Source organism: Methanohalophilus mahii DSM 5219, assembly GCF_000025865.1.
GTDB lineage: Archaea > Halobacteriota > Methanosarcinia > Methanosarcinales > Methanosarcinaceae > Methanohalophilus > Methanohalophilus mahii.
In genome coordinates this window covers 1-12,963 of sequence record NC_014002.1, presented here as the reverse complement: position 1 = coordinate 12,963, position 12,963 = coordinate 1, and the positions used below count along the sequence as shown (strand labels likewise).

Here is a 12,963-nt window from a genome sequence, read left to right as displayed (position 1 = left end):
AGGTGTAACAATGACTAAAATAGCAATTATCGGAAGTGAGGGAAGCGGCAGGACTTCCCTGGCAGCAAAACTGGGTAAAAAAAGCACAGCTGCAGATATCACCATGTATGATTATGCCAAGAACGATGTGGTGATGACAACAATCGATGCCAACGGTTACCCCAAATCCGTCAAACCCCTTGTCACTGCCCTGCAACTTTCCGACATAGCCCTGCTCTGCATTCCACCGGAAGGCCCTGATGCCTTTGCCGGGGAATGTATCATGGCCCTGGACCTGATGCAGTACAAACACGGGATTGTGGTGCTCACCAAAGCTGATACCTCATACCCTTACGCCCAGGAAGAGCTGCAGAAAAACTTACAGAAAATCCTGTCCCCGACTACCCTGGCAAACTGGGAATTTGTAAACCTGTCCACCGAGTCCTTCGAAGGGCTGGATGAGATCAAGGAAAAGATCTTTGAACTTGACGAGCAGGTCAATTCTGAATATGAAGAACTCAACGATAAACCCGTTCGCATAATCGTTGACCAATCCTTCAATGTCACGGGAATTGGCTGTGTGGTACTGGGAATTGTGAAACAGGGTACGGTGAATGCAAAAGAAAAACTGACAGCCTATCCTGCAGACAAACCCCTGGAAGTAAGGTCTATCCAGATGCATGACGAAGATGTAAAAAGTGCTCCTGCGGGTGCCAGGGTCGGCCTTGCCCTTAAGGGTGTCCAGTCAAAGGATATTGAAAGGGGTTTCATTATTTCTGAAAAGGAAGAGGTTGCTGAATCCCTAGTACTGGAATGTACCCTTTCCTCCTTTGCTTCTCCTCTCAAGCTATCCGATGTACCTCATATCTTCACAGGCCTGCAGTCATCGCCCATGCGTATTGAGAAGATCGAGATTGATGGAAAGGAAGCCGAGCAGGTAAATGCCAGTCAGCAATGCACACTTCATTTGAATGGCTCCCACGAAATAGCCTACAGGCAGCAGGACAGGTTCATAATCACGAACCTGGATGCAAAACAGCGGTTTACAGGTTACGGCTTTGTTAAAGAGTAATTATCTTCTGCCGAGTACTTCAATGCCTTTTTCCCCAAACCGGAAAGCCTGTCTGGATACGGGATGAGGCACACCTCTCATTTTTATGATCTGGAGAGAGCGATCTTCATCATCTGAAGCCGGGTTATGGAACAATATCACACCATCGGCAGCGAAATGCTCGGAAGATACACTTACAGGAATGGGTTGATCATCTATAAGAAGAGTTGTGCAACCCAGTGCCTGTAGATTGCGTAAAAACCGTGCCATTTCCATTTTTTCCAGACATTTGTCCTGGTTGGAAAAACGTATGGATGAGAGAGGATCCACTACAACCCTTTTGATATCATTGACCGCTACATGCGCAGCTATTTCCTTGAAAACAGTTGAAGCAGAGGGAGGTTCTCCTTCCACAGGATAGGGATTCATGTTGGATTCTGGATTTATGACTTCCTTTAATTCATCCATGTACCCATATTCCATCTCCGGACCCAGATCTGCAAAGAATATTTTTTTCATTTTCATCAGGGCCGACAGGTTGAGGGAGTAAGTAGAAATGTCGGCTATAATATGTTCGGAATTCTGCATCAATGTGACATAGAGACCAGCATCCCCGAAAGACACCCCATGTATCAGGTACTGCATACCAAAGGTAGTTTTACCACTTCCCGGGGAGCCATTCAATAGATAGACCCGCCCCTGTGGCAAACCTCCTCCTATCAGTTCATCAAGTCCTTCAATTCCAGTCTCTGCCTTCATCACTACCCTCAAATAATATATGCAATAAAGCTTCTAGGTCTTCAATGCACACATTATGTTATATTAACCTAAATTAATATTATACTTCATAGGTATATTAAAGTTATAGTTAACATCGTCCAAAATGGTCGGAACATGTCATCCAAACCAAATTTCCTGATAAAATGGTCTGCTTTTCTGTGGTGTCTGAAAATATTTACCTATTCAGCCACATTGACAGCCTTACTGGCACTGGCAACTTATGCAATCATGACGGCCCTGGCAGAACCTGTAATTATAAATGAGACTATTGAGAGGACCACCTCTGCCGCAACTTCAAAAGTCCAGCGGGGTGCAGGATATGTGGGAATTGCCTGGTCCATCTTCCTTTTTAACAGCCTGGCTGCCCTTACCGCTTCGGCAGGTACTGCGCTTTTTGTCTATTTCAACCGCTTCCTGTTGAAGGATATCACATCCCGCAGGCATCATCACAATTATGCAAAAATCTCCATTGCAATGGAAAAAGCACTCTATCCGATCTACAGGGTACTTGAGTGGCCTGCTGAGCGTTTTTTTGGATTCAAGTCCATTAATACCCAAAAAGCAGAAAATTTAGTATGGAACTATACAGGCTACAGCAGGTATCATTTCCAGCTACTTACCGCAATAGTCCCATTTTCAGTTCCCCTGCTCGTAGCAGCAGCCAACGGGGCCATTCTGGGAATGCTTTTTGCTTTCCACTTATTCAACGGGGCTTTTACGGGTTACCATCTGGCCGGAATCAATGGAATTGTGGGTGGAATTATCTATAATATTACTTTTTTCATATCCGCAATCCTACCCCATGGGATAATCGAAATTCCAGTAATCCTTTTAAGTACTTCTATAGGGTATGCAATTGCAGACTCCAACTGCCGGCTTGTAAGGGACAAAAATCTTTTCGTCTCCGATAATATAGCAGACCTGCAGGCCGATATAGCAACAGAAGAAAGGAATACAGGTACAATCCTGTTTTCTCCCTTATTCTGGAAGATTTACTTATTCTTTGTACTATTGCTGCTGATAACCGCTTTCATAGAGACGGAGATTACACCCAGCATAATTACATGGGCCCTTTCAATAGTGGAACCTTTTGTATCCTCATTACTCAATTCCTGAAAGTATCAAGAGCCTCTGCTACATTACCAAGCAGGGTGGAAGCTATTTCCGGGGTCGGCCAGGAACCCAGACCACAATCAGGCCCGACATATTTGACCCGGTCCCCGAATATTCCATAAGCATGTTCCAGACGCTTGAGTATGGTAGAGGGAGTTTCCATATCAGTTACCAGTTCCTGAAGCATTTCAGGCTTCTGCCAGGCATTGGTTGAATATTTTTCATTGAGAATGGCTACAAGATTGAAAATATCAGTTCGTGCCACACCGGCCCTGAGGAAAGAATCCGTTTCCTCGAGCACATTTTTATCAATAAGTTCCAGATAGGTGGGGTTGGCTGCTGATTCCACACCAATTACATTGATACCTGATGTACGACAGGGGAGTTCGTAGTACAGCGGGGAGTGCAGATGGATCTCTACGTCTACTCCCTTGCGGGAAGCGGTTGCAGAGGCTTTTTCCAGTGCATTTATAATTTCATCATCATCAAACATAACCTGAGGGTTGATACCAATACTGGGCTCATCAATGGATACGGTATGCACATTGAAATTGGAGGCGTTATCGATTGCATTGGTCACAAATTTGTCAATGCTTTGTCCAAAAAGTTCCAGTATATCATCATAGGAAGTTCCACCGAATTCCTGCAAATATAATTCAAGTGGCCCTGTCACACAAACACGGACATTGGGTTTTATACCGGTTTCCGTTTGATACTCTTCTGCAGCTTTTTCGATTGCTTCAAGTTCAACAATCTTCGCACAACTTGTCTTTACGTCAAAGGGACCCTCTATGCATTCAGGATCATTGAGAATTGAAAGGAATTGCTTATTCATATCCTGAAACTGAGGATAGGTTGCAACGTCCACACCGGCATCCAGTTTTTGCCGGAATGTGGATCTGATGACATCAAAAGCCGCAGGTTCGTGTGCGGGTATTGCTTCTCTTAACCACTCTGCACTTATTCCTCCCTGAAGAGGGAAACTGCCGATATCATCGAAAATCAGTTCTGTCATGCCTTCCAATGAGCAAGCTTCATTAATAACAATTGCGCAATATTCAATATAGGAGAATGGGAAGAAAAATGCAATCTGGACTCAGAGAAAACTTACTCAATGTTCTAGCCGGAAAAGAGGAGGGGCTAATACCTGTACTATCGGTAACCCAGACAGCCACAAACGGTCTGATGGAAACTACCGGGGCGTTCTGGCCACAGGCACATTCCAGCGCATTTCAGATGGCAGAACTCTCGCTGGCAGCACATACTGTCGGGGGACTTGAAGCAATAAGCTACCCCTTTTGCCTGACAGTCCTTGCCGAAGCGGCCGGATGTGAAATTGACCTGGGAACCATAAACAGACCACCCGAAGTGATATCCCATCCCTTTGCCGAAAAAGTGGAAAACCCCGATATTCCTGCAGACGTTTATGACAGGGCAAGGGTACCGGTGGTACTGGAGACCACACGCAGGTTGAGAAACTTTGCACCGGATGTACCGCTGATTGCAGGAATGGAAGGACCGGCTACACTGGTCTACCATCTTATAGGGGCACAGGATTACCTGAAATGGGCCCTTTTCAAGCCTGAAACCTTCAAGATGTATATCAGGGAAGCAACCTGCATCTGTGAAGGGTATGCAAAATTACTTTTTGAAGCCGGTGCCGATGTAATCTGCCTGGATGATACGGTTGCCGGACCGGAAACGCTGGATTGTCTGTTATTCGAGACCCTTATCAAACCATCATACCAGCATCTTACCCATTCCATTGAAGGACCGGTTGTTATGCATATGTGTGGTAATACGACATCCATCCTATCCTCACTGGCAAACTGTGGTTTTGAGGGAATCAGTATTGAGGAAAGTGTCAGTGTAGCTGAAGCAAAATCCCAGATCGGCTCAAGAACCATTCTTATAGGGAACATATCAACGACAAATACCCTGCTTTACAGCACACCAGAAGAGGTTGAGGAGGAAGCTTTCAAATGCCTGGAGGAGGGAGTTGATATACTGGCTCCCGGAAGTGGTCTTGCACCTGAGACCCCGGTTGTGAACATCAGGGCGATGGAACAGGCAAGGGATAAATATCTGAATGAGTTTGCAGAATGGTCTTGAATATCAAATAAATTTCACATACAGATACATTTCAAGAACAAGAATCAAAGGAATACCCAGCTTGAACTTCCAGCGGCGAATCTTATGCCTGAAGATGTACATACCTGCCAGGATACCCACGCTGCCACCTGCAAAAGCGCAGATGAAAAGGAATTTCTCTGATATGCGGTAGGCTCCCTTTACAGCTTTTTTCTTATCAATCCCCATTATAACAAAAGAAAAAAGACTGGCAAGACCGATATAGGCCAGTACCAGTTGTTCGAGGGAAAACATGGGTTTCACATTGATTCTGGAGCACCCATACCCAAGGTCTCCAGCACATTGGCCAGCACTATCCGGGCACAGTCCACAAGACCCAATCTGGCATTCCTGAGTTCTTCAGTTTCGGCACCCAGCACCGGGGAGAACCTGTAGAACTGGTTGAAGGCGTCCGCCAATTCCCTCCCATAGATAGCGATTATGTGAGGTTTGAGATCGTCTGCAGCCTGTTTCAATACCTTATCAAACAGAGCAATTTGTTTTATCAGGGTAATCTCGGATTCATCGGTCAGTACTGAAGGATTGGGTTTTGATGCAGGATCCCATATTCCTTCCTCACCAGCCTTTTTGAGAATACTGCTTGCCCTGGCATGAGAATACTGTATAAAGGGCCCACCCTGTTTTTCAAAATCAAGGGCTGCTTTCCAGTCAAAGACCGTGGATTTTTCCGGAGAAACCTTGATTATATCATACCTTACAGCACCGATACCGACCATACCGGCCACTTTTTCCATAAATTCAGGTGACATTTCAGGGCGGCGTTTTTCAACTTCCTCAAAGGCTCTTGCTTGAACCTTGTCCAGCAATTCATCAGCGGTTATGAACTGACCTCTTCGGGTACTCATGGAACCCTCGGGCAGGGATACAAATTCAAAGATTACAATTTCAGGCTCCTTTAAGCCCACAGCGTTGAGAGTGGCTTTGAGCTGGCCGGAGATCAATTTGTGATCCGCTCCCAGAATATCAATAATCCGATCTGCCTGCATGGTTTTCCATTCATGATAGGCAAGATCCCTTGTAGTATAAAGGGAAGTACCATCCCTGCGTTGCACAACCAGGGTCTTTTCAAATCCATAATCGGAAAGATCCACCACAAGAGCTCCATCATCCACATCGACACGGCCGGTTTTTCGGATTTTATCCACGATATCCGACACAGCTCCCGAACGGACAAAACCTGATTCATTAACAAAAGAATCATGATGGACATTCATACGAAGTAAGGTACTGCGAATTCCTTTTACAGCAAGGTCCACGGCATCATCAAAGCGTTTTATGACCTCCTCATCCCCGGATTCCACCCGCTGCATCAAATTATCGATGTATTCAACCTTCTGGGAGTCCTCTTCAAGCCGGGCATTGGCCTTGATATATACATTGGCAATAGCATGATCCGATTTGAGATCAGGGTCCATTTCGAAATGTTCCAGGGCCCAGGAAACTATGGCAATCTGTCTGCCCATATCATTCACGTAATACTGGGCATCCACATCGTATCCGGCTTTTCTCAGAATCCTGGTCAGGGTGTCTCCTATTATGGAATTGCGTATGTGACCCACATGTAGGGGACCATTGGGATTGGCCGAAGTGTGTTCCAGCAATATTTTTCCTGAATAAAAATTTCCGCCAAAATCTTCCTTTTTGCTCCTGACAGTCTCAAAGGTACGGTCAATATAGGTCCTGTTGGCCTTGATATTGATGTAGGGCCCGGTAGTCCCGATACTTTCGATCAGACAGTTTTCCCGAAGCTGGATATTTTCCACGATCTGGTTTGCTACTTCCACCGGACTTTTCCTGGCAACTGCGGCCAGCTTGAAAGCGACCCTTGTAGAGAGGTCTGCGTGTTGGGAAGGTTCGGGGGCTATCTCCACTGGTTCAAATCCCGCTCTTTGTACGGCATTTTCCAGTACCGATACTACCTGGTTAACAAATTCAAGATACAAATGATCACCTTACATACCTGTATTATACCGCAAAATAGCAACAATGCCGCCAAAAGCATTGAGAAGCTGGCCACCTTCCTCAAAATCAGTTGATATGAAAGCCACCTCACTTCCCATCTGGTCACTCAGATCCGAGAGTTCATCCACGATATCTACCCTTTCGACAACTTCCAGGGGAGACCCACATTTAGGGCAGTTACCAAAGTCATCTACACTTTTCTGATCCGGTTGATTTTCCCGGGTTATGTTGTCTTCATAATCCCCGTCGGTACACCTGACCTTTATTCTTTCAGACCTTAAGTCCTCGGATATCAGCAGTATCTCCACGGCCCCTATCATCAGGTTCTGACGCACAACTTCCTCACCATAGGCAGCCTTTCCGGAATCAGATACCAGTTCCTTGAAAAACTTTTGCATAAGATTCTTTTCAACCATCAGGTCCAGGTCCTGCAGACGCTCACTTGCAGCATTGACAAGTTCCTGCAATCCTGATTCATCGGTGTAGGCCACATCAAAGAGTCCCAGTATTTTCCTTTGCAGCTCATGATGCAGGAATTCTCCTGATTGGAATTCTTCCTTGGTCGGGGAAGGGCCACCCAGCAATATTCCCTCAAAATCCTTCATGTCAACCGTCAGGAAAATTTCACTGGCCGCATCTCCTATACGTTTGTAGAAATCGTGTATCGCTATAAGCCTAAGCTGCTGGAAACGCTGAGCACTCTGACCACCTTTCCTCTGTTTACCGGGAACTGTTGAGGTAAGGTTACGATAGGGTTCTATATGTTTGCCTGTAAGTAAACCAATTGTAGCTTCCCTTCTGTCAAGCACAAGCAAACCGTAGGTCTTGGCATCCTTGAGCATCCCTTCCAGCGGTTCGAGGAAAAAGGCAGAGTCACAGTGATACTTATAAATCGTGAGCGGCTGGGGGGGAATTATGGTTGTGGTTTCCATATTCGTTTTGTCCGCACCTATATCCACAGCTCCGGTAAAATAAACGATACCGTTTTCCGGGATCTTAAGATATTTAAGACGGGAAAGCAGGGAATCTATTGCAGACTGCACATTGGTCCTTGTGACCTTGGATTTAATGTTGGAAGCCTGACTGTGTTCAGTCTTAAGCTGTGAGGTCACATCGGACAGCTGTTTGTCAGGTGGTATGTAAAGGGATATGAGTTCAGTACCCCTTCCCTTTTTGTTTCGGAGGGATTCAAGTTTTTTCTTGAATTCATATTTTTCATGAGCAGATTGTTCGGCCATTGTAAGGATACTCCATAATCAAAAATTAATCAAAATGTCGGGATATTCGCTATGCTCTAGGCTTACAATATAAGCCATTATTATAAATATAAGTTATGACAGTGCGTCAAACGGGGAGTTTAGAAGCGACAAATTTTCCATCACGAAAAAGCATGACAACGCGACTTATTTCAACCTGGTCGCCAACTTCATAACCCAATTCACAGCCAAGCTGATTTGCAAAATCAAGGACTTCTTCGTGCCCTGGCATGGCATCCCTTTCAAGCCGGTTCCTGGAAAAACCCAGGTGCATATAGGCTTTGACTTCAATAATATCAGGCTGTGCCTTTCTGATAAGATCCGCATAACCTTTCACATCAAACATATTCACACCCTTGATTAGAGTAATACGGATAGCAGTCCTGCATTCTTTATTTTTAAGGATACTGAGGGATTCATTTATGTTATCCCATAAACAGGGATCCTTTGGGGAACAAACTTCCATATAGGTCTGCCTTTCAGGAGCATCCAGGCTCATGTAGAGCTGGGAAGGTTTTATGCGTTTAATCGTTTCAGGGACAGTACCGTTGGTTACCACAAAAGTACTTACTCCTCTGCTTCGGAATTCTTCTATCAGTTCATCCAGATAAGGATAAAGGGTAGGTTCACCGGATAAAGAGATAGCCACATGTGCAGGCTCATTGGCCTGTTGCCACAATTCTCTTGAGGCCGAACCTCCAAACCCGGAAATCAGGTTGCGTTGACATTCTATTGAAGACCCCATTATTTCCACTGGAGAATCCCATTTCTGAGGGGTTGGAACATCAAGCTCAACCGGCCTCCAGCAGTGCAGGCAACGCTGGTTACAGCACAGTGTTGGGGTCATCTGCAGGCATCTGTGGGATGAAATCCCATAAAAACGGGCTTTATAACATTCTCCTTCCTCACGCACAGCCCGTCTCATCCACAGACATGTTTTGACAGCTGAATGAGATCCTGCAAGCCTGTATCCCTGCTTTTTAATTAATGTACCAATATCAGGTAATAAATCTGAAGCCATCCGGACTAACTCTTGACTGGCATTATATAAAATACACGTTCAAAACTGCAGCATGGTCGGCTGAAAGGTGGCAAGATCAACCACCGGGACCCTAGCTGGTTCAGGTACCACATTTACCCGTTTCTGGAATTCGGTCTGGTCCTGCCAGGTTCCTGAATTGATAAGCAGTGTACCCCTGTACTGCTTCACCCCTACAGTATGGACATGGCCACAATGCAGTATATCGGGTATATGATCGATCACAAAATGGTCAGTCTTCTCCGGAGCTATAGAAACCCTGCTGCCGTAGGTCGGGGAGAGATGGCGACGCTTTACCATTTCCAGCATTGCTTTTTCAGGTTCACTGTAGGAGATTCCCTGTATGCTTGACACAAAATCATCTATAGAGCGGCCGTGGTACATCAACACAAGCACACCATCCAGATCCACAAGAGCAGGATTGCCCACGAATTTTATCCTGGGATCAAACATTTTCCTGATACGTTCCGGGAATGTGGGCTGGGGTTCGGCCTGGCGTACAGCATCGTGGTTGCCAGGACCAATAACTACTGTGATATCAGAAGGTATCTGGTTGAAATAGTGGGCAACTTCCTCATACTGGTCATAAATATCCGGTATGGTAAGCTCCTCTTCCTGTCCTGGATAAATACCTACCCCATCTACAATATCACCGGCAACCACAATATAGCGTAATTGCTGTGCTAGTTTGTTAAGCTCGGGATTGTCAGATTCCCTCTTGACAAAGGTCATGAAATCGTCCCATTGACCTTGCAGGAAGGTATTACTTCCTATATGCACATCTGAAATGAAAAGAGCCTTGCCCTGACTACCGTTTTTGGATAAACCCATATTTGGCAGGTCTGGAAATACAAGTTTTTTGGCTATCAGGAGTTTGCCGTCATTGGTGAGATTACCACTGACCCCTACCACATCATCAAGGACAAGCTTGTTCGATTGTTCATAGATATCCTTATCATTCATACTGAAAAGTACCTGGAAAGAACCCGTAGGGTCTTCAAAACGCACCAGACGATGACCATTGGACGTATTTTTAATCTCTGATACCATACCGATTATGGAAATCTCATCCCCGGGTACACGTCTGTTTCCTTTCAGGCTTTCCATGGGTCTGGCATTGACCCTGCCCCTGATCATCTCACTCAGCCGACTGTAACGGTTGCGGAAATACTGTACAAATTCCATATATTCCCCGACACAGGTGGAACAATCTGTTATATCGCAAAGCACGGAGATGGGATTTGCAGAAGTTGTATTTGCAACAGGTTCCTGTTTGCATGGAACCTCTACATCCTTTACTTCTTCAAATCCCGTAAAATCAATATCATCAACGTCTATCACGAATACCGAATCATCCACACTTCCCAGTATGTGATTGATAAGGGCCCGGGGATTGTTGTGAGAAGTTATAAGCTCGGCTGCCTGAGGACTCACCTGGTAGCCTGCTTCAAGCAAATCAGAAAGAAAAGACATTTCTTGCATTACAGACCTCTATATTGGTAATGTAGTTACAAGAATTTACCTGTATAACAATACTTTGGTAAACATTATTTTATCAAATAAACCAATAAGTTTAAACTCGATACAGACAAATTTGGTTTGCCAATTCGGAGAAATATTCATGGAAATAGGGGAAATAATTCATACTTTTAAGAATAGCGATAATTTTTGGGTGGGAATCGCACGTGACGCTTTATCAGTACTGGCTATTCTTGCAGTTATTGGCATCCTGTCCCAGCTATTCTTTGGAATGTGGACCCCAATGGTTGCGGTGGAGTCGGGAAGTATGGAACCCCATATGTACAGGGGAGACATAATCTTTATCGAAGATCTTGACAGGACACGGATAGAAACACTTCGGGATGCACCTGAAGACTATATCTCATTTGAAAAAAAGGGAGATGTTATCTTATACCGACCCTACGGGCAGAAAGGAGTGACCCCGGTAATCCACAGGGCCATGTATTTTGTTGAAGAAGGCGAACAAATGTGGGAAGGGGGACCTGATGCTCCGCATGAAGGTTACATAACCAAAGGGGACAATAAGAAAACAAATAGCTACTATGACCAGCAGGGCCAGATCAGTTATCTTGCTCCTGTAAAAGAAGAATGGATCATCGGTGTTGCCCGTTATAAGGTTCCTTATATTGGACATATACGATTACTGTTGTCCTGATATATCTCTAAAAAAGAAGGACAGGTTTAACCTGCTCAATTTAATAATTCCGCCTTAAAGATGCATCTGGGCTGTTAGTACCGGTTTGAAATCAGCCAGCATATTGAGACGATAATCCTCAAGCAATACTTTCTTGGTGCTTTCAACAGGTACACTCAGGACTATTTCCTTGGTACGCCCATACCTACCCTTACTCACAACTATAGCATTGAGGATACCCAGCATATCAAGTTCTGATATGAGATCGGTTACCCTTCTCTGGGTCAGGATATCGGTATCAACATTGCGGCATAACTGCCTATAAACGTTATACACTTCACCCGTTGTCACATTACGGTGGCCATTATTACGTAGCAGCATTACACTATAGAGAGCGAGCTTGGACTGGGTAGGAAGAGTACGGATAACCTCCACTATACGATCCACTTCGATTTTTTCCTGGGCCTGCCTGACGTGTTCTTCCTCGATAATATTCTTCTTTTCCCGTTCGGCTATTTCCCCGGCAACCCTCATCAGATCAAGAGCACGCCGTGCATCGCCGTGTTCCTGTGCCGCAAAAGCAGAACATAGAGGAATTACCATATCATCCATGCTGTTTTCCTTATAGGCAATAGCCGCACGCTGCCTGAGAATATCGCTTATCTGTTCGGCATCATAGGGTGGAAAGATAATTTCCTCCTCACCCAGAGAACTTTTCACACGTGGATCCAGAAATTCAGTGAACTTCAGGTCATTGGAAATACCTATCATGCTTACACGGGCATTTTGAAGATCCGTATTCATCCGGGAAAGATTGTAGAGGACATCATCCCCTTTCTTAATCAGTTTATCAATTTCATCAAGAATTATAATAATAACCTGTTTCCTGGAATCCACTGCCTCTTTAAATCGGAAAAAAACCTGATCTGTAGGCCACCCTGTCATAGGAACATCTTCACCGAACTGTTTTGCAAGATTGGCCAGTAACCTGTACTGTGTATCTATTACTTCACAGTTTATGTAAAGGACATTACATTGTACATTGAGATGATCACTTTTCCTTTCAAGTTCAATACCCACATATCTGGCAACTGCAGTTTTACCTGTACCTGTTTTTCCATAAATGAGAACATTAGAAGGTGTATGACCCCTCAAAGCTGATACCAGTACCGTAGCAATATTATTTATCTGATCACTTCGGTGAGGAAGATTTTCCGGTGTATACGCAGGTCTCAACACTTCCTTATTCTTAAAAAGGGATTCTGTCTCCAATAACTCTTCAAATAACCCATCAAGTGAACTATTATCCATCCAAACACCTTCTATTTGTAATATATAAATACCGTCTAATCGTTTTTTAGTAGATTGAAACCAAAGCGGGTACCTCCTCTTAGCAATATTTGATATATGCAAAAGGACGTAATTTTCCTCTATTAGTACTCTAATGGAAATATAGGTATCTATTCTTAACAGTTAT

12 protein-coding genes are annotated in these 12,963 nt (G+C 44.6%); 4 read left to right on the top strand and 8 right to left on the bottom strand.

Annotation, left to right across the window (positions count from 1 at the left end; all coding sequences use genetic code 11):
• Positions 1-10: 10 nt before the first annotated feature.
• Positions 11-1,051: an EF-Tu/IF-2/RF-3 family GTPase gene (locus MMAH_RS00060; RefSeq protein WP_013036493.1), complete on the top strand. Its 1,041-nt coding sequence runs from the start codon at positions 11-13 to the stop codon at positions 1,049-1,051.
• On the opposite strand, the gene MMAH_RS00055 is transcribed toward MMAH_RS00060, so the two are convergent.
• Positions 1,052-1,789: an RAD55 family ATPase gene (locus MMAH_RS00055; protein WP_013036492.1), complete on the bottom strand. Its 738-nt coding sequence runs from the start codon at positions 1,787-1,789 to the stop codon at positions 1,052-1,054.
• Positions 1,790-1,924: 135 nt separating this feature from the next.
• On the opposite strand from MMAH_RS00055, the gene MMAH_RS00050 reads away from it, so the two are divergent.
• Entirely contained in the window at positions 1,925-2,926 is a 1,002-nt protein-coding gene (locus tag MMAH_RS00050; RefSeq protein WP_013036491.1) for a stage II sporulation protein M, read from the top strand.
• On the opposite strand, the gene MMAH_RS00045 is transcribed toward MMAH_RS00050, so the two are convergent.
• Positions 2,916-3,938 carry a methionine synthase gene (locus tag MMAH_RS00045; RefSeq protein ID WP_013036490.1) on the bottom strand — a complete coding sequence of 341 codons (1,023 nt, stop codon included), beginning with the start codon at positions 3,936-3,938 and terminating at the stop codon, positions 2,916-2,918. The genes MMAH_RS00050 and MMAH_RS00045 overlap by 11 nt on opposite strands.
• A 68-nt stretch (positions 3,939-4,006) precedes the next feature.
• Between MMAH_RS00045 and mtaA the strand changes: the two genes are divergently transcribed.
• Positions 4,007-5,035, top strand: coding sequence for a methylcobamide:CoM methyltransferase MtaA (gene mtaA / locus MMAH_RS00040; RefSeq protein ID WP_013036489.1), 1,029 nt, complete (start codon positions 4,007-4,009; stop codon positions 5,033-5,035).
• Positions 5,036-5,038: 3 nt separating this feature from the next.
• Here mtaA and MMAH_RS00035 read toward each other — a convergent pair whose 3' ends face one another.
• The 5 genes from MMAH_RS00035 to MMAH_RS00015 all read right to left on the bottom strand — a co-directional run bounded on the left by MMAH_RS00035 (position 5,039) and on the right by MMAH_RS00015 (position 10,813).
• A complete protein-coding gene (locus tag MMAH_RS00035; protein ID WP_013036488.1) occupies positions 5,039-5,308 on the bottom strand; it encodes a DUF1294 domain-containing protein in 270 nt (89 codons plus the stop codon).
• Between the two features lie 5 nt (positions 5,309-5,313).
• Positions 5,314-7,017 carry an arginine--tRNA ligase gene (argS, locus tag MMAH_RS00030; RefSeq protein WP_013036487.1) on the bottom strand — a complete coding sequence of 568 codons (1,704 nt, stop codon included), beginning with the start codon at positions 7,015-7,017 and terminating at the stop codon, positions 5,314-5,316.
• 9 nt (positions 7,018-7,026) lie between these two features.
• A complete protein-coding gene (prf1, locus tag MMAH_RS00025) occupies positions 7,027-8,274 on the bottom strand; it encodes a peptide chain release factor aRF-1 (RefSeq protein WP_013036486.1) in 1,248 nt (415 codons plus the stop codon).
• Positions 8,275-8,380: 106 nt separating this feature from the next.
• Positions 8,381-9,313: a 4-demethylwyosine synthase TYW1 gene (twy1, locus tag MMAH_RS00020; RefSeq protein ID WP_013036485.1), complete on the bottom strand. Its 933-nt coding sequence runs from the start codon at positions 9,311-9,313 to the stop codon at positions 8,381-8,383.
• A gap of 39 nt (positions 9,314-9,352) precedes the next feature.
• Positions 9,353-10,813 (bottom strand): DNA-directed DNA polymerase II small subunit, encoded by a 1,461-nt coding sequence (locus tag MMAH_RS00015; RefSeq protein WP_013036484.1) that lies wholly within the window; start codon positions 10,811-10,813, stop codon positions 9,353-9,355.
• A 139-nt stretch (positions 10,814-10,952) separates the two neighbouring features.
• On the opposite strand from MMAH_RS00015, the gene MMAH_RS00010 reads away from it, so the two are divergent.
• Positions 10,953-11,507, top strand: a complete 555-nt coding sequence (locus tag MMAH_RS00010) for a signal peptidase I (protein ID WP_013036483.1) — start codon at positions 10,953-10,955, stop codon at positions 11,505-11,507.
• A 54-nt stretch (positions 11,508-11,561) separates the two neighbouring features.
• Here MMAH_RS00010 and MMAH_RS00005 read toward each other — a convergent pair whose 3' ends face one another.
• The gene (locus MMAH_RS00005) at positions 11,562-12,797 is read right to left on the bottom strand and encodes an ORC1-type DNA replication protein (RefSeq protein WP_013036482.1); all 1,236 of its coding nucleotides are present in this window, start codon (positions 12,795-12,797) and stop codon (positions 11,562-11,564) included.
• Positions 12,798-12,963 lie beyond the last annotated feature (166 nt).